Source organism: Arthrobacter sp. Y-9 (assembly GCF_029690065.1).
Lineage (GTDB): Bacteria > Actinomycetota > Actinomycetes > Actinomycetales > Micrococcaceae > Arthrobacter_E.
Genome location: NZ_CP121463.1, coordinates 328,980 through 348,777, shown reverse-complemented (window position 1 = coordinate 348,777; position 19,798 = coordinate 328,980). Strand labels below are relative to the sequence as shown.

16 protein-coding genes are annotated in these 19,798 nt (G+C 70.6%); 10 read left to right on the top strand and 6 right to left on the bottom strand.

Annotated features, from left to right (window positions below; genetic code table 11):
- Positions 1-60: 60 nt before the first annotated feature.
- From P9849_RS01510 to P9849_RS01500, 3 genes are read left to right on the top strand one after another with little or no spacing between them, the layout of a single operon-like run.
- On the top strand, positions 61-843 hold the full coding sequence (locus tag P9849_RS01510) for a DeoR/GlpR family DNA-binding transcription regulator (protein WP_278267983.1): 783 nt from the start codon (positions 61-63) through the stop codon (positions 841-843).
- Entirely contained in the window at positions 840-1,829 is a 990-nt protein-coding gene (locus tag P9849_RS01505; protein WP_278267982.1) for a hexose kinase, read from the top strand. The genes P9849_RS01510 and P9849_RS01505 overlap by 4 nt, the downstream gene beginning before the upstream one ends.
- Positions 1,826-3,874, top strand: coding sequence for a fructose-specific PTS transporter subunit EIIC (locus tag P9849_RS01500; protein WP_278267981.1), 2,049 nt, complete (start codon positions 1,826-1,828; stop codon positions 3,872-3,874). The genes P9849_RS01505 and P9849_RS01500 overlap by 4 nt, the downstream gene beginning before the upstream one ends.
- 124 nt (positions 3,875-3,998) lie before the next feature.
- On the opposite strand, the gene P9849_RS01495 is transcribed toward P9849_RS01500, so the two are convergent.
- The 3 genes from P9849_RS01495 to P9849_RS01485 form a co-directional block, all read right to left on the bottom strand.
- On the bottom strand, positions 3,999-4,268 hold the full coding sequence (locus P9849_RS01495; RefSeq protein ID WP_278267980.1) for a hypothetical protein: 270 nt from the start codon (positions 4,266-4,268) through the stop codon (positions 3,999-4,001).
- A 283-nt stretch (positions 4,269-4,551) separates the two neighbouring features.
- Positions 4,552-4,860 (bottom strand): GNAT family N-acetyltransferase, encoded by a 309-nt coding sequence (locus P9849_RS01490; RefSeq protein ID WP_107004038.1) that lies wholly within the window; start codon positions 4,858-4,860, stop codon positions 4,552-4,554.
- Between the two features lie 131 nt (positions 4,861-4,991).
- Entirely contained in the window at positions 4,992-6,359 is a 1,368-nt protein-coding gene (locus tag P9849_RS01485; RefSeq protein ID WP_278267979.1) for an FAD-binding oxidoreductase, read from the bottom strand.
- A gap of 277 nt (positions 6,360-6,636) precedes the next feature.
- Here P9849_RS01485 and P9849_RS01480 point away from each other — a divergent pair, with 277 nt between their 5' ends.
- Together P9849_RS01480 and P9849_RS01475 are read left to right on the top strand one after the other, a co-directional pair.
- Positions 6,637-8,040, top strand: a complete 1,404-nt coding sequence (locus P9849_RS01480; RefSeq protein WP_278267978.1) for a choice-of-anchor A family protein — start codon at positions 6,637-6,639, stop codon at positions 8,038-8,040.
- Positions 8,041-8,127: 87 nt separating this feature from the next.
- The gene (locus tag P9849_RS01475) at positions 8,128-8,283 is read left to right on the top strand and encodes a hypothetical protein (RefSeq protein WP_278267977.1); all 156 of its coding nucleotides are present in this window, start codon (positions 8,128-8,130) and stop codon (positions 8,281-8,283) included.
- Between the two features lie 98 nt (positions 8,284-8,381).
- On the opposite strand, the gene P9849_RS01470 is transcribed toward P9849_RS01475, so the two are convergent.
- Together P9849_RS01470 and P9849_RS01465 are read right to left on the bottom strand one after the other, a co-directional pair.
- A complete protein-coding gene (locus tag P9849_RS01470) occupies positions 8,382-9,695 on the bottom strand; it encodes an MFS transporter (RefSeq protein WP_278267976.1) in 1,314 nt (437 codons plus the stop codon).
- A 28-nt stretch (positions 9,696-9,723) separates the two neighbouring features.
- Positions 9,724-11,028, bottom strand: a complete 1,305-nt coding sequence (locus P9849_RS01465) for a M20 family metallopeptidase (RefSeq protein ID WP_278267975.1) — start codon at positions 11,026-11,028, stop codon at positions 9,724-9,726.
- 97 nt (positions 11,029-11,125) lie between these two features.
- On the opposite strand from P9849_RS01465, the gene P9849_RS01460 reads away from it, so the two are divergent.
- The 5 genes from P9849_RS01460 to P9849_RS01440 all read left to right on the top strand — a co-directional run bounded on the left by P9849_RS01460 (position 11,126) and on the right by P9849_RS01440 (position 18,211).
- Complete coding sequence (locus P9849_RS01460) at positions 11,126-12,226, top strand: Lrp/AsnC family transcriptional regulator (RefSeq protein ID WP_278267974.1); 1,101 nt, start codon at positions 11,126-11,128, stop codon at positions 12,224-12,226.
- Positions 12,227-12,496: 270 nt separating this feature from the next.
- Complete coding sequence (locus P9849_RS01455) at positions 12,497-14,035, top strand: alkaline phosphatase family protein (RefSeq protein WP_278267973.1); 1,539 nt, start codon at positions 12,497-12,499, stop codon at positions 14,033-14,035.
- A gap of 209 nt (positions 14,036-14,244) precedes the next feature.
- Positions 14,245-14,850: a hypothetical protein gene (locus P9849_RS01450; protein ID WP_278267972.1), complete on the top strand. Its 606-nt coding sequence runs from the start codon at positions 14,245-14,247 to the stop codon at positions 14,848-14,850.
- A gap of 107 nt (positions 14,851-14,957) precedes the next feature.
- The gene (locus P9849_RS01445; protein WP_278267971.1) at positions 14,958-17,552 is read left to right on the top strand and encodes a glycoside hydrolase family 3 C-terminal domain-containing protein; all 2,595 of its coding nucleotides are present in this window, start codon (positions 14,958-14,960) and stop codon (positions 17,550-17,552) included.
- On the top strand, positions 17,549-18,211 hold the full coding sequence (locus P9849_RS01440) for a TetR/AcrR family transcriptional regulator (RefSeq protein WP_278267970.1): 663 nt from the start codon (positions 17,549-17,551) through the stop codon (positions 18,209-18,211). The genes P9849_RS01445 and P9849_RS01440 overlap by 4 nt, the downstream gene beginning before the upstream one ends.
- Before the next feature lie 124 nt (positions 18,212-18,335).
- Here P9849_RS01440 and P9849_RS01435 read toward each other — a convergent pair whose 3' ends face one another.
- Positions 18,336-19,748, bottom strand: a complete 1,413-nt coding sequence (locus tag P9849_RS01435; RefSeq protein ID WP_278267969.1) for an FAD-dependent oxidoreductase — start codon at positions 19,746-19,748, stop codon at positions 18,336-18,338.
- Positions 19,749-19,798 lie beyond the last annotated feature (50 nt).

The window sequence follows — 19,798 nt, the reverse complement described above, 5'->3', positions numbered from 1 at the left end:
AAGCAATCGAAGATTCCTGTGACAACTGTCACAACCTCAAAGACGCGGAAGGAGACGGGTATGTTCGCAGAAGAACGGCACAGCACCATCGCCGACCTCCTGACCGCGCACGGCCGCGTCACGGTCACTGAACTGGCGCAGCGTTTCACCATCACCCCGGAAACGGTCCGTCGGGACCTCGCGCTTCTCGAAGAGCAGGGTGAGCTGCGACGGGTCCACGGCGGCGCGGTGACGGTCGAGCGCGGGAGCACCGCCGAAACCTCGGTCCCCGAGCGTCTGGCCACCCACTCCGAGCAGAAGCAGCGGATCGCGGCGGCCGCCTTCGCCCTCCTCCCCCGCACCTCGGCCGCCAGCATCGTGCTCGACGCCGGCACCACCACGGAAGCCCTCGCCGGCCTGATCGCCCAGCGCGACGCCGACGCCCCGGCCCTGCTGGTCCTCACCAACTCGATCCCCATCGCCGCCGCACTCTCCAATACTCCCGGCGTCGCGCTCCACATCCTCGGCGGCAAGGTCCGCGGGGTCACGCAGGCGGCCGTCGGCGCCGGAACCGTGGCCGAGCTGCGGACCGTCCGCCCGGACATCGCGTTCGTGGGCACCAACGGGATCCATGCCGACTTCGGCCTGAGCACCCCGGATCCCGAGGAGGCCGCCGTCAAGACGGCGTTCGTCCAGGCCGCCCGGCGCACGGTCGTGCTGGCCGACGCGAGCAAGCTCGACTCCGAAACCCTGGTCCGCTTCGCCGCCCTGGAGGACGTGGACACCCTGGTCACCGACGGGACGCCGTCCCCGGAACTGGCCGAAGCCCTTTCAACCGCAGAAGCAGAGGTGATTCAGGCGTGATCATCACACTCACCGCCAATCCCAGCCTGGACCGCACGGTCGAGCTCCCCGGGGCGCTCGCCCGGGGCGAGGTCCAGCGGGCCACGGCCGTCCGCAGCGAAGCCGGAGGCAAGGGTGTCAACGTCTCCCGCGCGCTCACAGCGTCGGGCCTGAAGACCGTGGCGGTCCTGCCCGGCGATCCCACGGACCCCGTGGTCGTCGGCCTGGCCTCCACGGGCATTCCGCACCAGGCCCTCCCCATCGGCGCGCCGCTGCGCAGCAACATCACGCTGACCGAGCCGGACGGCACCACGACCAAGGTGAACGAACCCGGCCCGGAACTGACTGCCGACCAGCGGGACGCCCTCACGGCGCTCCTGCTCAACGAATCCCGCGAGGCCTCCTGGGTGGTCCTGGCCGGTTCGCTGCCGCCCGGGTTCCCGGCCGACTACTACGCGCGGCTGACCCGCTGGCTCCGCACCGAACTCGGCAGTGACGCCCCGCGCATCGCCGTCGACTCCTCCGGGACCCCGCTCCTGGAGGCCATCAACGCCGGCGCCGACGCTGCGCCGGACCTCCTCAAGCCCAACGGCGAAGAACTCGCCGAGCTCGCGGCCCTCGCCGGGTTCAGCGAGCAGCACAGCGGAGACGAGCTGGAAGCGGACCCGGTGCTCGCCGCACGGGCCGCGACCGCCGTCGTCGAACGCGGCGTGGGAGCCGTGCTCGCGACGCTCGGCTCGAAAGGCGCGGTGCTGGTCACCGCCGACGGCGCCTGGCACGCGAGCCACGCGCCCATCCAGGCGGTGAGCACGGTCGGCGCGGGAGACTCCTCGCTGGCCGGTTACCTCCTGCAGGCCGAGAACGGTGGATCCGCCGTCGAGTGCCTCACCCAGGCCGTGGCCCACGGTGCCGCAGCCGCCTCCCTCCCCGGTTCCACCGTCCCCGGCCTGGACCAGACCACCCCCGACGCCGTGACCGTCACGGCCCTAGCAAAGGACTCCCTGTGAGCCAGATGATCACCCCGGACCTCGTGGTCCTCGACGCGGACCTGGGATCCACCCCCGCCGACGTCATCCGCACCCTCTCCGGCAAAGTCGCCGCGCTGGGCCGCGCCGAAGCGGAAGGCCTCTTCGCCTCCGCCCAGGCCCGCGAGGAGAAGACGCCCACCGGCATCCCCGGCGGCATCGCCATCCCGCACGCCAAGACCGACGCCGTCACCGAACCCGCCCTGGCCATGGCGCGCCTGGGCAACCCGGTGCCGTTCGGCGCCAAGGACGGCCCCGCGGACCTCATCTTCCTGATCGCGGCCCCGGCCGGCGCGGACCAGGAGCACCTCAAGCTCCTGTCCAAGCTCGCCCGTTCGCTCATCAAAAAGGACTTCACCGCCGCACTGCGGGCCGCCGCGAGCCCGGAGGAGATCGTCGCGCTCGTCGAGGGCGCGCTGTCCGACGCACCCAAGGCGGCACCGGCCGCCCCGACCGCCGACGCCGGGGCGCCGGCTGCCGCTGCCGCCGCGGCGCCGTCGTCGGCCGCAGCCGAGGGTCCCCGCCGCATCGTGGCCGTGACCGCCTGCCCCACGGGCATCGCCCACACCTACATGTCCGCTGACTCCCTCGCCGCCGCCGGCAAGGAGATGGGCGTGGACGTCCAGGTGGAGACCCAGGGCTCCGCCGGCGCCACCCCGTTGCCGGCCGACGTGATCGCCAACGCCGACGCCGTCATCTTCGCGGTCGACGTCGACGTCCGCGACAAAGACCGCTTCGCCGGCCTGCCGTACATCCAGTCCCCGGTCAAGCGCGGCATCGACGAGCCGAAGGAGATGATCGAAGAGGCCCTGGCCGCCGCGAAGGATCCGAACGCCCGCCGCGTGAGGGCCACCGGATCCTCGTCCTCCTCGGACGCGGACACGGCCGGTGAGTCCGTGGGCGCCAAGCTCAAGCGCGCCCTCCTGACCGGCGTCTCCTACATGATCCCGTTCGTGGCCGGTGGTGGTCTGCTGATCGCGCTCGGCTTCCTGCTCGGTGGCTTCGACATCACCAAGTTCGCCGACACGATCGTGCTCAAGAACAACCTCTTCAGCCTGCCGACCGAGTTCGGCGACCACGCACTCGGCCCGCTGGGCGCGTACCTGGGGGCGGTGCTGTTCAAGATCGGTGCCCTGTCCATGAGCTTCCTGGTCCCGGCGCTGGCGGGCTACATCGCCTACGCCCTGGCCGACCGGCCCGGCATCGCCCCCGGTTTCGTGGTCGGCGCCGTCGCCGGCTTCATGGGCGCCGGCTTCCTCGGCGGCATCGTCGGCGGTCTGCTGGCCGGCTACACGGCCTCCTGGCTCGGCCAGCGGCCCGCCCCGCGCTGGCTGCGCGGCCTCATGCCCGTGGTGATCATCCCGCTCGTCGCGTCGATCGTGGCCTCCGGCCTCATGTTCGTGGTCCTCGGCGGCCCCATCGCCTGGCTGACCACCGCGCTGAACAACTGGCTGACCGGCATGAGCGGCGCCGCCGCGATCGTGCTCGGCATCGTCCTCGGCCTCATGATGTGCTTCGACCTGGGCGGCCCCGTCAATAAGGTGGCCTACTCCTTCGCCGCAGCGGGCCTGAGCGCCGGCACCGCGGACAACCACGGCCCGTTCCTCATCATGGCAGCGGTCATGGGCGCCGGCATGGTCCCGCCGCTCGGCATGGCCCTGGCCACGGTGCTCCGGCCGAAGCTGTTCACCGCCGCCGAGCATGAGAACGGCAAGGCCGCCTGGCTCCTGGGCGCGTCCTTCATCTCCGAAGGCGCCATCCCGTTCGCCGCGGCCGACCCGCTGCGCGTCATCCCGGCCTCGATGCTGGGCGGCGCCGTCACGGGTGCTCTCTCCATGGCCTTCGCGGCCGGCTCCCGCGCACCGCACGGCGGCGTGTTCGTCTTCTTCGCCTTCGACAACTTCCTCCTCTGGATCGTGTCGATCGCCATCGGCGCCGTCATCACCGGCTTCGCGGTGGTGGGCCTGAAGGGGGCCGCGGCCCGCAAGGCCGAGGTCCGTCAGGCTCAGGAGGCCGTCGCCGTCTGACCCTCCGGATTGCTGGTCCTCCAGAATCCCGGGACGCGAAAACACCCCCGGTTCCGTTGTCCACCCACTGAAATGTGTGTGGGTGAGCAACGGAACCGAGGGTGTTTTTCGTGTATTCCGCCGGTCAGTGCGAGTGCGGCATCTGCGGACGGCTCGTGCGGTGGACCGCGTTCACTCCGGCGGCGTTGCCGGAGCGACCAGGGTTGCTGAAGTGGTCCTTGGGGTGCCGGTGCTTGCCGTTGCCGTCCGGCCAGACGGGGCGGGCGCTGTCACCACCGACCGCCGAGGCCCCGAGCGAAATCTGCGGAACCGCCGCGGACCCGTCCAGGGACGCCGTCATCTTCTGAACGATCTCGCCGTCCAGTCCTGCGGGGGTGGATTCATGTTCTGCCATGGTGACGCCTCCTTGGGAGTTCGATGCCAGGAACCGGCCGCGTCCGGCCACGAGGGTGGGAAGGGGCCGTTCCAGCAGTCTCCGCCCGCTCCCGCGGAAAATCAAGGGATCACGGGCCTCCGGAACCGAAAATCATCCTCTCGGGGAGGGGTGCGGGAGCTGGTTTCCGGGCAGGACGGAAGAGCCGCTCCCGACGACGGCGGCCGCGGCCTCCGGGGGCGCCGGGCGGCTCGTGGACGGCCACCTCAGCCCTGGGGGCTTCAGGTGAACGGCGGCGTCAGCCTTACGGCCAGTCGATGAACTGGTCGTTGGCGTGGTGCTTCCGCAGATAAGCGGCGATGAACGGGCAGTGCGGCACGACGCGCTGGCCGGCCGCGACGACGTCGTCGATCGCGAAGTGCGCCAGCACCCCGGCGAGGCCCTGCCCGCTGAACTCCTGGGCGACCTCGGTGTGCACGAAGTCCACCCGGCCCGGGGTGAGCCGGTACTGCGCGAAACCCGCGAGCTTGTCCCCGACGAACACCTCGTAGCGATGCAGCTCGGGGTTGTTGCGGGTGGTCACGTCGGCGTTGAAGGTGTCGTCCTGACTCATGGGTCCAGCCTCGCACCCCGTCGCCGGGGTGGCAAGGAATCACCCATCGACTGCTCCACAGGATGCCGGAATCGCGGGATTCCGGCGCGGAATGACCTCGTGTGGAGCAGTCGATCGGGAGGAGGAGTGGCTCAGATGGCCTTGCCGGGGTTGAGGACGCCGTGAGGGTCGAAGACGTCCTTGATGCCGCGCTGGAGTTCGCGGACCCGCTCGGACTGCTCCCAGCCGAGCCAGCGGAGCTTGAAACTGCCGATCCCGTGCTCGCCCGTGATGGTGCCGCCCATCGCGAGGGCCACACGCACGGAATCATCCAGGGCCCGGTCCAGATCGGCCACGGCGGCGTCCTCCTCGCCGGGCTGCGGTTCGGCCCAGAACGTCGGGTGCAGATTGCCGTCGCCGGCATGGGCCACGAGTTTCATCCCCACCCGGTACTCGGCGGCGATCCGCTCCAGCTCGGCCGCGTAGTCCACCAGGAGCGACCGCGGCACCGCGACGTCCTCACCGACGCGCAAACGGTCCTCGGCCCCGGACCCGCGGTTGTTGCGCCGGATCAGCACGAAGCGCTCGGCGTCCGAGTCGCCGTCGTCGGCCAGGGCGCCGCCCGCCTCCCGCAGGACCTCGCGCACGACGGCGGCCTCCGCGTCCGCACCGAAACCGTCGGTCTGCACGAGGAGCAGCGCGCTGCCGCGGCTGGCGAAGGTCGTGCCGTTGAGGGCGTCGGCGTCCTCGATCGAGGCACGGTCCATCAATTCCATGATGGCGGGCTGGACGCGGGCCCGGCCGACCGCCAGGACACCCGCCGCAGCGGACGGGAGATCCGGGAAGAAGGCGGCGATCGTCACGACCTTGACCGGCAGATGCCGCAGCCGGACGGTCGCGCCCACCACGATGCCGAGCGTCCCCTCGGAACCGACCAGGAGGGCGACCAGGTCATAGCCGGCCACCCCCTTGAAGGTGGCGTGCCCCAGGCGGACCAGCTCGCCGTCGGCCAGCACGACGTCGAGCGCCAGCACCGAGTCGCGCGTCACCCCGTACTTGGCGCAGCGCAGCCCGCCGGCGTTCGTGCCGATGTTCCCGCCGATCGTGGCGAACGTGAAGCTGGCCGGATCCGGCGCGTACATGAGGCCGTGCTCCGCGGCGGCGGCATTGAGGTCGGCGTTCACCACCCCCGGCTCGACGACGGCGACCTCGTCCTCGGCGCGGACGTCCAGGATGCGGTTCATCCGTTCCAGGCTGACGATCACGCTGTCCTTGACCGCATGCGCCCCGCCGGACAGACCAGACCCGGCACCACGCGGCACCACCCGCACCCCGGCCGCGGCGCAGGCACGGACCGTGGTCTGGACATCGTCGGCGGAGCCGGCGAAGACCACTGCGAGGGCGGGTGCCTCCGGACGATCCGGGGCCCGGTCCTGACTGTATTCCCGCACCAGGACGGGATCCGTGGCGACCTTGTCCGGTCCGAGCTGCTGAGTGAGGGTGGCGACGATCTCCTGCATGGACCTAAGCCTAGGCCGCGACGTGCCCTGAGAACCCGCCGGAGCACGCCCGGTGATCGGAGCCGTCGCCGGGGGCCGCCTGATTCGCAGCACGTCTGTGACTGGAATGAATTCCAGAGTGCCCTCTAGATTCAGCGAGGCGCTCGATCCGGGGCAAGGTTTCTCCAGCCATTCCCCGAAGTTCCCGAGCGTCAGGCCCATCACTTGGTCGTGCATTGCTCCAGTCACACGTCGTTGCTCAGGCCGTGACAAGGGCTGCCTGAAACAGAAGGAATCCATGAACCGGAAACACCTGAGCGCCGTGTGCGCCGCCGCGCTGCTTTCGTCCACCACCCTCGCCCTCGCAGCCGTGCCGAATGCGCTGGCCGCCGCCCAGTCGGCCTCGTGCGCTCCCCGTGACGGCATGCCGGGCATCGTCAACGAACCGGGCTTCACCGACAACAACGTCGCCCTGTTCGCCGGCGGCGACTACACCGTGACCGGCTCCGCCGCAGAAGCGGAAGGCCTGCTGGTCATCAAAGGCGACGCCCGCTTCCACAAGATTCCCGGCGGGATCTTCAATGTCGGCAGGGTGGGCGCGGGCTCCGGGATCGTCCCCACCCCGGGCGAGACCATGCTCGCCGTCGGCGGTGGCATGCTGATCGACTCAGGAACCACCGTGGACGTGGGGCATGGCCTGACCGACGGCCCGAAGTACGGCGGAGCGGTTCACGTGGGCGGGGTCCTCGACGAACAGGGAACGCTCACCACCAATGGCGGCGAGGTGGCGACCGAGATGGGTGCCGGCCAGGCGCTCTCACCGTTCGCCACCTTCGATCAGACCATGATCAAGGAATCCGCCGATCTCGCGGCCCTCACTCCTACGGGGAAGGCCGTGAACAACAACGGCACGATCACGTTCACCAGCACCGCCCCGAGCCACGGCAACGTCCAGGTCTTCACCCTCACCACCGCCGATCTCAAGGACGCCTCCGTCTTCGTCTTCGACAAATCGATCCCCGCCGACGCGTCGATCGCGGTCAACGTCACCGGCACGGATGCCGTCTCCATCGATCCCCTCGCCGTCGGATACAAGGGTGAACAGGCGGACCTGTACTCCTCGAAGTACTTCGGGGAGGCCTCCTCAAGGATCCTCTACAACTTCACCCAGGCCCCCTCGCTCACCCTCGGTGGTGGCGGCAACTTCCTGGGCTCCATCCTGGCGCCCGCGGCGTCCGCGGATCTGACAGCAAGCACCAACGGGCGTCTCTATGTCGGCCACGACATCACCACTCACGGCACGGGGAACGAAAGCCACAACTACCCCTGGACCGGGGCTCCCGTCTTCGACTGCACTCCGGAGACACCGGTCCCGCCGACAACGCCGCCCGCCACGCCCAGCACTCCTTCAGTCCCGCTTCAGCCGGCCACACCGGTGACCCCGGCCACCGCGACGACCGCGCCGGCCACCCCGCCGACGACGCCGCCCGCCACGCCGGGCACGCCGGTGACCCCTGCGTCCACTCCCGCCGCTCCACAGGCCACGAGCACCCACACCACGGTTCCCGTCGCCGGTCACACCAGCACCGGCGAGCTCGCGTCAACGGGCCTGAACCTGTCCGCTTTCGTGCCTGCGACCGGCGGGTTCCTCCTCGTCGCCGGTGTCGTGATCGCCTTCCATGCCCGCCGTCGGCGGCACTGACCTCACCCCCTCAACCCCGTGTGACAGCCTCCGGGGTACGGTGGTCCCAGCGCATCACCCCCGATGGGCCGGAGAGAAAGGATCCTCATGTTCGGAAGCAAGAAGCGCGAAGAAGAACACGCAGACGAAGTGGCGGAGGTCTCCCGGCGCGAAGCCGAACTGGCCGAGGACGCGACCGAGACGGACGATTCGTTCTCCGACACGGACGAAGCCCTCGAAGCCGAGGAAGAACCCAACCCCTGAGTCGCGGCGGGGCGGGTGCGCACGCACCCGCCCCGCTATCGGCCCCGGTCGCGCTCTCGGCAGAGCGTCGGCCACTCAGGACTGCCAGCCGCCCGGCGTCAGCTGCTCAGGTCCTTGCCTCTGGTCTCAGGAAGCCGCAGCACCACCAGGATCGAGATGATGCTCAGGACCACGGCGTAGAGGTTGAACATCCACGGCTGCTTCACCACATCGGTGAACAGGGTCTGGAGGTACGGCGCGGTGCCGCCGAACGCCGCCACCGCGAGGGCGTACGGGATCCCGACGCCGGCCGTGCGGACCTTCGCCGGGAACAGCTCCGCGTACACCGCGGGGGCGATCGCCGCCCCGGCGGCGATGAAGACGAGCATCACGGCCATCGAGACGAACAGCTGCCACACCGAGTCCCGGAGCAGCCAGGTCATGGGGAAATGCAGCGCCGCGCACCCCACACCGCCGATGATGAGGACCGGTTTGCGGCCGATCCTGTCGCTCAGACGGCCCCAGAACGGCAGGGCGATCAGGAAGACGACATTGGCGGCGAACCCGGCCCAGAGCGCCTGCCCCGGATCCAGTTTGAGGCTCGTGGCCGCATAGGTCGGCGCGACGATCGCCCACACGTAGTAAATGACCGTCAGTCCGAGCGTCATGCCGATCACCTGGGCCGCCTGCTTCCGGTGTGCCACGATGTCCCGCATCAGAGCTCCGAACCCCTGCTCCCGCGTCGCGCTCCCGGTCTTCAGCTCCTCGAACGCCTCTGTCTCAGGCATCCGCGCCCGCATCACCAGTCCGTACAGGCCCATGAGGGCGCCGAGGATGAACGGCAGCCGCCAGCCCCACGCCGCCATCTCGGCCTTCGGCAGCAGCGCCGCCAGGATCGCGCCGAGCAGCGCGCCGAGCATGTTCCCCAGGGTGCCGGAGAAGTAGATGAGCGTGGCCCAGAAGCCGCGCTTCTCCCGCGGGGCCATCTCGGCGAGATACGTCTGCGACGACGGCAGCTCGCCGCCGTGCGCCAGGCCCTGGATCAGGCGGGCCACCAGGAGCAGCAGGGACGCGAACGCGCCGACCGCGGCGAAGGTCGGGGCGATGCCGATCAGCAGGCTGCCGACCGCCGCCATCGCGACCGTCATGGTCATGGCGTTCTTGCGGCCGAAGCGGTCACCGACCCATCCGAAGACGAACCCTCCGAAGGGCCGCGCCACGAAGCCCACGGCGAAGATCGCGAGCGTCGAGAGGATGGCCGAGGTGGGATCCGCGGGGTTGAAGAGCTGCTTCGAGAAGTACGGGGCGAAGGTCGCGTAGATCGCCCAGTCGTACCATTCGGCGGCGTTTCCGATGCCGGTGCTGATGAGGGTGCGACGCGCGGAGGGTTTGGCGGCGTCGACGGCGGGGGCTGAGGGGGTGCTGGCGGTCATGACGGTCTCCTGAGGTTCCTGGGGCGGGTCAGCGGACGGCCGGCTGGGCTGAACCTGGCTGAGCGGCGGCCGGTTGCGACGCGGCGGTCTGGCCTGCTCCGAGGAGCGCGGTGCGGGACAGCGCGAGCTGGGCATAGACCGCCGCGCCGTCGGCGAGCACCGCGTCGTCGAAGGTCGCGTAGGGCGAGTGGTTGAAAGCGCTCGTCCGGGGATCGACGCCCTCCGGCACCGCGCTGAGCCCGACGAAGCTGCCGGGCACCTCCGCGAGCACGCGCGAGAAGTCCTCGGAGCCGCTGAGGGGCTGGGCCAGCCGGGAGTGCCGTCCGTCGAAGAGCTCCGCGATGGTGGATTCCGCGAACTCGGTCTCGGCGGTGTCCGTGACGGTGAGCGGGTACTCGGGGAGGTAGGTGACCTCCACGTCCAGACCATGGGCGTGGGCGATGCCCTGGAGGAGACGCGGGATCGCGGTCTGCATGCGCTCCCGGTTCGCCTCGGAGAAGGTGCGGATGGTGGCGTCGAACTCGGCGGTGTCCGGGATGACGTTGCGCTTGGTTCCAGCGGCCAGGCGGCCGACCGTGAGGACGGTCGGGTCGAACATGTCGAACTGGCGCGTGACCATGGTCTGCAGGGCCAGGATCATCTCGGCTGACACCGTCACCGGGTCCTTCGCGGCGTGCGGAGCCGAGCCGTGGCCACCTGCGCCGAGGACCCGGACGAACAGGCCGTCGGACGCGCTCATCATGACGCCGGGCCGGGTGACGAAACGGCCGTGCGGCTCAAGCGAGGAGAAGACGTGCATGCCGAAGGCGGCGTCCACGCGGCGGCCGGCGGCGTCCAGGACCCCTTCGCGCACCATGACCGACGCGCCGTCGTAGCCCTCCTCCCCCGGCTGGAACATGAAGACGACGTCGCCGGCGATCCGGTGCCGACTGTCGGCCAGGAGGGTCGCGGCGCCGAGCAGCATGGCGGTGTGGAGGTCGTGGCCACAGGCGTGCATGGCGCCGTCGATCCTGGAGGTGTACTCGACGCCCGTGCGTTCCTGGACCGGGAGGGCGTCCATGTCGGCGCGGAGCAGGACCGCGGGACGTGCCACTGTCCCGGCGGCCCCGTCGGAGGGACTCCCGGCGGGGAGGCCGGCCGTGCCGCGGAGGACCGCGGTGACCGAGGTGGTGTCCGTGCCGGTGGAGATCTCGAGCCCCAGGCCGTCCAGTGCGGTCAGGACCTTCTCCTGCGTCCGGGGCAGATCCAGCCCGATCTCGGGGGCCTGGTGGAAGGCGTGCCTCCACTGGATGAGCTGGTCCTGCAACGCCCGTGCGTCGTCCGTGATGGCCATGCACCGTCTCCTCATGTGTGATCCACGCCATAGTCTGGCGTATGAAGAGTGTGCGCTTCTCTTCCAGTCCAGAAGCTCAGGTGCAACAATTTTTCAGATGAGCGTGCCGCGTCAGCGTTTTCATCCACTCTCGGGTTTCCACCCCTTGGGGGTCCCCGCCGTCGAGCTGTCCGAGGAGGACCTGCGGCTGCTGCACGCCCTGCAGATCGCCCCGCGCGTCTCCTGGCTCGACGCCGCCGGCATCCTCGGTTCCCATCCCGCAACCCTGGCGCGTCGCTGGGAACGACTGCGGGCCTCGGGGCGGGCCTGGATCACGGCCCATCTCGCGGGCGACCCGTCCGTCATGATCCTCGCCTTCGCGGACATCGAGTGTGAGCCGGGGCTCCGCGAACAGGCGCAGACGGCCCTGGCCGCCATCCCCGAAGTGGCCACGATCGACGTGGCCACGGGGAACCCGGATCTCGCGCTCACCGTGCTGGCGCCGTCGCTCGCCGAATGCACGGAACGCATCCTGCCGCAGGTCGCGTCGGCGCCGGGGGTCCTCCACGTGCACAGCGAGCTGTGCACCCGGCTGCACTCCGGCGGACATTCGTGGCGGCTCGCCGCGCTCGACCGCGAGGAGATCGCCGCCTTCACGCGCCTCGGGGCGGTCGAACCGCACCACGGACCCGTCCCGGACGCCGCCCTGGACCTCCTGCCCTTCCTGGCGCTCAACGGGCGGGCCGGCGTCGCGGACATGGCCCGCGCCCTCGACCGGAGTCCGGCCACCGTGCACCGACAGCTCGCGAAGATCCTGGGCAGCGACCTCCTGACCTTCCGCTGCGAGGTCGCCCAGGGCCCCGCCGGTTACCCGGTCGCGTGCCGCTGGCTCGCCAAGGCGCCCGCCGGGCAGCACGCCCAGGTGGCCGCGGCGCTGAGCGGGCTGCGGAACGTCCGCCTCGCCGCGTCCACCACGGGCCGGACCAACTTCATCATCATGATGTGGCTCCGCACGGTGGCCGACGTCCTCACCGCCGAACTGACCCTGCAGGAACGGCTCCCCCAGATCGAACTCGTGCAGAGCACCGTCATGCTGCGCAGCGCCAAGCGCGTGGGCTTCATGCTCGGCCCGGACGGCGCCGCCACGGGCGAGGTTGTCCCCGGGCCCGGGATGCCGCAGGAGGTGCCCGGCATGGGACCCGGCATCATGGACGCATGAGCATCCTCATGTCCGGCGCACCGGCGTTTCCTTCCGGTGCCCTGCTTTCCTTTCGGTGCGGATATTGCCGCACCGAAAGGAAAGCAGCACACCGGAACAGCGGGCGACGACGGCGGGCGGCGAGCGCCGTCGTCGTCGAACGTTAGGCGGTTCGCCACCTGCCCTTCACCGAAGTCACCGGCGCATGACGCGCAGGAATCCTAGAGTCAGCCCGTCATTCGCACGGGGGTTCGGGGCATTCACGCTGTCATCGCGAACTTTGGAGCAAGCATGAAATTGCGGATCACCAGCCGCCTCGGGAAGACCATGGCCGGAGTTCTGGCCGTGGGCGCCCTGAGCGCCTCCCTGCTGGCGGGCGGCACCGCCGCCACCGCCGGAACCACCCTCCCCGCGCACGACTCCCAGCACCAGAACGACCAGGGCCAGAACAGCCAGGGTCAGAACGCCGCGTCGAAGATCGGCCACGTCTGGACCATCATCCTTGAGAACAAGTCGTACGAAGCCACGTTCACGGGCCTGAACCAGAACGACTACCTCTGGAAGACCCTCCCGTCCTACGGCGCGCTGCTCACCCAGTACTACGGCACGGGCCACTACAGCCTGGACAACTACATCAGCCTGGTCGGCGGGCAGTCCCCCGCCCCGGACAACCAGAACGACTGTCCCCAGTACACGGACGTCTCGCCGGGCACCCCCGCGGCCGATGGCCAGGTCCTGGCGTCCACGGGCTGCGTCTACCCGGCCTCCACCAAGACGCTCTTCAACCAGCTCGACGACAAGCACGTCAGCTGGAAGGCGTACATGCAGGACATGGGCAACGACGCCGGCCGCGAGGACGTCTACCGCTGCGGCATCCCGGGCGACCCGTCCGGCGCCGGCGTGAAGGACCCCTCCGGCGCGACCGCGACGGACCAGTACGTGGCCAAGCACAATCCCACGGCCTGGTTCCACTCCGTGATCGACAACCCGCAGGACTGCAAGAACGTGGTCCCTCTCTCCGGCTACCGCGCCACCCCGGGCCACCCGGCCCTCACGGGCCTGGAGGAGGACCTCAAGTCCGTCCGCACCACGCCGAAGTTCAACTGGATCACTCCGGGCAACTGCTCCGACGCGCATGACGCCACCTGCAAGGGTCCCGGCCAGAACATGAGCGGTGACCCGAACAGCCGCCAGGGCGGCCTCTACGCGTCGGACAACTTCCTCAAGAAGTACGTTCCGATGATCATGAACTCCCCCGCGTTCCAGCAGGACGGCCTGATCCAGATCATCTTCGATGAGGCCATGCCGCCGTACAAGATGTACGGCAACTCGATCGCGGACCTGAACTTCTCCGCCGATTCCCGTCTCGGCACCGACTCCGGCACCGGCGCCTCAGCACAGGCCGAGGCCAACACGGGCCAGTCCGTGGTCGCGTGCTGCAACGAGCTCCCCGGCCCGAACACCAGCCAGCCCGGTTTCCAGGCGTTCAACCAGGACACCACCCCGGGCGGCGGCATCACGGGCGCCGTGATGATCTCCCGCTTCATCAAGCCGGGTTCGGTCAGCAACCAGCCGTACAACCACTACAGCTGGCTCCGCAGCATGGAGGACCTCTTCGGCGTGCACGACGGCGGCACGGACGGCCGGGGCCACCTCGGCTACGCGGGGGCCGACGGCCTCCGCCCCTTCGGCGGCGATGTCTACAACAACCCGTCCGGCCGGGCCCTCCAGCCCACGCCGTCCGGCGCGATCACCTACCCGGCCGTGGCCGGCGTGAAGGATACGGGCGTCCCGGTCATCCCGGCCGGCAGCGTCTACGCCCGCCACTGACCCTCACGCCCACACGACGACGGCGGCCGGTTCGGGTTCCAGCCGCCGTCACCTCCCCTTCGTCGTGACCTCGCTGGGGAGGGTCTGACCTCGCTGCACCGCGTAGCGATCTCGGCCCCTCTCCAGCGAGGTCGTCGGATCAGACCGTCAGCAGACCAGTCCTCCAACAAGCCAGATCTCCGACAAACCAGACCCTCAGGAAGGCCATCGTGCGCTCCCGCTCCCTCCCCGCTCTCCTCCTCGCCGCCGCACTGGCGGTTCCCCTCGCCGCGTGCAGCGCACCGCCGTCGTCGGCCCCCTCAGAGGCGCCCACGGCCACCGCCGAAGACTCCGCCCAGGCGGTGGTGCGGTCGCTCGGTGCAGTCCCCGTCCCGTCGGCTCCGAGCGTGGAACCCACTGCGAGCGCGAACGCGAGTCACGGCGCCGTGCTCGCCATCGGCGCACCGGTCGCCGCCACCCTGCCGGACGGATCCTCGGTGATCCTGACGGCCCTCGGCCCCGACACCGCGCCGGTTCCCGTCCCCACCTCCCATCCGACGGCCGCCCCGGACATCCCGATCGAGGGCACCATCACCGTGCGGGTGAAGGCGACGTCGGGATCCGTGGCGATCGGCGCGGGAGACCTGGACTGCCGCGATCAGCGGGGCCGCACCGTGGCACTGGACCCGGTCGGACCGGCGACGGTGACGGTCGCCGCCGGTTCGCAGGCGGAGCTGGTCGTCCGTGGCATCTTCCACGACGGCGCCGCCCAGGTGACGCTGCGGCACGCGGGTCACGCACTGGCCCTGTGGACGTTCAACATCGAGAACGACTAACCTTGTGACCCGCATCACCTCATGAAATAGTAAAGGTCAACTATTTCTGCAAGGAGGCGGCCCGCGCCGACGCACCCGCCGGCCTGCCCGTCACGAAGGTGAGCGACATGACCGAGAGCCCCAGCACGGACAGCACGGGCACGGACGCCCCGCAGCAGGAGGCGATCGCCCAGGCGATCAGCCGGCTCAGCCTCGAGGAGAAGGTCCGGCTCCTGACCGGCGAGACCGCGTTCACCCTGCCCGGGAACGACGCGATCGGCCTCGCGCCCCTCGCCTTCTCCGACGGACCCACCGGCGTGCGCGGCCTGAAGTTCATGGGCGGCGACGCCGTCGCACTCTTCCCCAATGCCACCCTCATCGCGTCCTCCTGGGACGACGCGATCGCCGAGGAAGTGGGCGGGATGCTCTCCGAGGAGGCTCACCGCCAGAACATCCACGTCGTCCTCGGACCGACCATCAACCTGCACCGCACCCCCTTGGGCGGCCGGCTCTTCGAGGCCTATTCGGAGGACCCGTACCTGACCGGCCGGGCGGCGAGCGCCTATGTCCGCGGTCTGCAGGACGGCGCCCCCGACGCCGACGGCGCCGGACGGCGCGGCGGCGGCACGGGAGCGTGCCTCAAGCACCTCGTGGCCAACGAATCCGAGATCCTGCGCAATTTCATGAACTCCCAGGTCTCCGAGACGGCCCTGCGCGAGGTGTACCTCCTGCCGTTCGAGATGGCCGTGCAGGACGCTCACCCGTGGGCCATGATGGCCGCATACAACGACGTCAACGGCATCACCGCCACCGAGCAGGACCACGTCCAGAACGGGATCGTGAAGGGCGAGTGGGGCTGGGACGGCCTCATCATGAGCGACTGGTTCGCCACCAAGCGCACCGTGGAGTCGGCCAACGGCGGCCTGGACCTGGTCATGCCGGGTCCGTCCGGCCCGTGGGGCGAGCGGCTCGTGGCCGCCGTCCGGCGCGGTGACGTGGCCGAGAGCACCGTGGACGACCACGTCGCCCGTCTCCTCCTCCTGGCCCGTCGCACCGGCGCCTTCGCCGCGGACCGGGCGGACCGGGCGGACGGGGCCTCGCCCTTCGCCTCCGGCATGCCCGCCCCGGACTCCGCCGAGCGACGCGAGCAGCTGCGCCGCATCGCCACCCGCGGCATGACCCTGCTGAAGAACGCCGACGGCGCCCTCCCCCTGGCCGGCGACGGCCCGGTCGCGCTCGTAGGCCGCTCCGCCGTGGCCACCGTGTGCATGGGAGGCGGCTCGGCACAGGTCACACCGCCGTACCAGGTCACCATCGCCGAGGGTCTGAGCGCCCGGCTCGGGGACCGCCTGACCGTGGTGGACGGGGTGGCCATCCGCCGCCGCCCGGTCGCCGCCTCCGCAGAGTTCCTCAGCGACCCGGTCTCGGGCGAACCCGGCCTCCGGGTCACCCAGCTCGCCGCCGACGGCCGTGAGATCTCCAGCGCGCACTCCCCCGTGGCCTCCCTCAGCACCGGCTTCGACGACCCCAGCCAGGAGTCGCCCGCGGCCGTCCGTCTCGACGCCGTGCTCGGCAGCGGCGGGACCGTCCGCGTGGGCGGCATCGGCGCAGGTCACTGGCGGCTCGTCGTCACCGGGCCGGACGGCGCGGTGCTCGCCGACCTCGACAGGGACGTCACCACCGAGGGCTTCGACCCGGGCGAAGGAATCCTCCGCCCACCCGCCTTCTCCGAGGTCCTCGAGCTTCCCGAGGGCAGCCGGATCAGCGCCACCCAGACGTTCCGGCCGGTGGACTGGCGTTCCGTGCTGGCCGCGCAGCCGCACGTGCGCGTCGCCGAGGAGAGCCACCTGTTCGCGGCGTCAGGGGTGGGGCTGGCCACCCTCGTGGCCGAGCCGATCCCCGTCAGCGACGACGACGCCCTCGCCGCCGCCGAGGACGCCGCGCGCCGGGCGGGGACCGCCGTCGTCGTGGTCGGGCTGACGGAGGAGGACGAGACCGAGGCCGCTGACAAGCACACCCTCGCCCTGCCCGGCCGTCAGGACGAACTCGTGACCCGGGTGGCCGCGGCGGCCGAGCGGACCGTGGTGGTCGTCAACGCCGCCACCCCGGTCCTCATGCCGTGGCTCGACGCGGTGGACGCGGTGCTGATCGTGGGCCTGCCGGGCCAGGAGGGCGGCCATGCCGTGGCCGATGTCCTCACGGGCACGGCCGAGCCCACGGGCCGCCTCGTCACGAGTTTCCCTTCCGCGGACGGCGCGGCCCCGGCCTGGAGCACTCAGCCGGACGAGACACTGACCCTCGATTACAGCGACGGCACCGCCATCGGCTACCGCGGCTATCACGCCGGCGACGCGCCCGAGCCCCTGTTCTGGTTCGGCGCCGGCCTGGGCTACGGCGCGTGGGAATACGCGGACGCCGGCCTCCCGGACGACGACGGCGTGCCCGTGGTGTCCCTGACGCTGCGGAACGTCTCGGCACGGGGCAGCCGTGAAGTGGTGCAGCTCTACTACGTCCCCGCGGAGGCCGGGCAGCCCGTCCGCTTGGCGGGGTACGCGAACGTCGAGGTCCCGGCGGGAGGCGCGGTCCCCGTGACCGTCCGCGCCGATCCGCGGCTGTTCCGCCGCTGGGACGAGGCGGTCGGAGCCTGGCAAGAGCTCACGGGCGGTGAGTTCCTCCTGGCCCGCGGCCTCGGCGATGTGCGCGCGCGAGTGTCATGGGGATGAGCCCCACGGGCACGGCGGACACCGACGCTGTCGCGTCCGCCCGCCGCGCCAGTGGCCGGCCCAAAGGCGCCGACAGCGCCGCCCGGCGGGACGAGATCCTGACCACCGCGGCGCGGGTCTTCTCCGAGGAAGGGTACCGGGGCACGTCGATGAGCTCCCTGGCGCGGGCCTGCGGCCTGAGCCTGACGGGACTGCTGCACCACTTCCCCACCAAGGACGCGCTCCTGGCGGCGGTCATGGCGTGGCGCGACGCCCAGGACCTGGCTCTCCTGGGCGGGCCCGACCGGGAAGAGCCACGGGGCTGGGCCGCCGTGGACCGCCTGGTGGACCTGGTCCAGCACAACACCCGCCAGCCCGGCATGGTCCGGCTCTTCACCACCCTGGCCGGGGAGGCGACCGCCCACGATCACCCCGCCAGCTCCTGGCTCCTGGAACACCACCGGCTGGCGGAGGCGAAGATCCTCCGGTCCTTCCAGGAGGCGGCCGAGGACGGACGGCTCCTGCCCGGCGCCCCCGTGGAATCGCTGGCGCGGTGCCTCGTGGCGGCCATGGACGGGCTGCAGCTCCAGTGGCTGTCCGATCCGGACGACGACGGCTCCGCCATGGCCGACGACTTCGCCGCCCTGGTCCGGACCATCCGGGAGTGCTGGGGCCGCTAGGCCGCCAGACTCACCCCTGCGAAGCTGCGCCCTGATTCACGGTGTGCGGGTCAATATCCCCGCGCACAGTGAAACAGGGCGCCAAAAGCCGACGCACAGAACGGCTGAGGCCCGGACGGCGCGCTCAGGAGTCGAAGCCCAGCCCGACGGCGTCGAGGGCCTTGAGGATGAAGTTGCGCTTGCCCTTGTTGTGGTCGGCGCGGTCCATCGACCACCGGGTGAGATTGATCCCCACCGAGGCGAACGGCTCCGGAGGGAACGGCAGTGGCCGCTTGCGGACCATCTCCACGCGGGTCCGTTCCGTGTCCGCGCCGCTCAGCAGATCCAGCAGGACATCGGCGGCGAAGGCGGTGGCGCCCACGCCCAGGCCGGTGAACCCGGCGGCGTAGGCCACCCGGTCCTTCCGCGCCGTGCCGAAGAACGCGCAGAACTGGGTGCTGGAGTCGATGGGTCCGGCCCACTTGTGCGTGAACTTCAGGCCCTCCAGCTGGGGGAACGTGGTGAAGAAGTGCGAGGCGAGCCGCACCCACGTCTCCGGCTGGTACTCGTGCCCCTCGTCCACGCGGCGGCCCCAGAAATACAGCGCGTCGTAGCCGCCGAACAGGATCCGGTTGTCCTGGGTGATCCGGTAGTAGTGGAACTGGTTGGCCATGTCCCCGATGCCCTGCCGGTTCGTCCAGCCGATGGCCTCGAGCTGTTCCTGGCTCAGGGGCTCCGTCATGAGGGCGTAGTCGTAGACCGGCACCGTCATGAGCGCGTTGCGCTTGAGCAGCGACGGGAACACGTTGGTCCCCAGCACGACCTGCCCGGCGCGCACGGTGCCCCGGTTCGTCACGACGTCCACGCCGCCGTCGACGTCCACCAGCTCCCGCACGCGGGTGCCCTCATGGATCGTCACACCCAGCTCGGTGGCCACCCGGGCGAGCTCGGTGGCGAGCTTGTACGGGTGCACCATGGCCACGGAGTCCTTGAGCCAGACCGAGCCGAGGAACGTCGGCGAATTGACCTCGGCCTGCGTGGCCTCCCGGTCCAGGACGTGGCCGCCACTCTCCTCCGCGAGCCACTCCAGCTGATGAGGTTCGACGGCGACGTTCAGCTCGCCGGTCCGCTCCCATTCGCAGTCCATGCCGTAGCGCTCGATCGCCTCCTGCATGCGCTCGAGGTTCTCCAGACCTAGCCGTTCGAGGGTCTCGATCTCCTGCGGCCAGCGGCTCTTGCCGTTCTCGTAGCCGTGGGTCAGGCTGGCCTCGCAGAAGCCGCCGTTACGGCCGGAGGCCGCCCAGCCGATCCGCTCGCCCTCGAGCAGGATGACGCTGCGCTCCGGTTCCCGTTCCTTGGCCCGCAGCGCGGTCCACAGGCCCGTGTAGCCGCCGCCCACGATCACCAGGGCGGCGCTCGCGTCGCCTTCCAGCTGCGGGTATCGGGTCACGTCCGGACCCAGGTCGTCGATCCAGAACGGCCGGTGAACCGCCCCTTCCAGAGAACGCGCGACGACGGCGGGCTGGGGGACGTTCCGTTCGAAAACGGTGGTATGCACGGGAGTTTCTCCTGTTTGAGGGTGCGGTGGATGAAGCTGTGTGGTGAAGA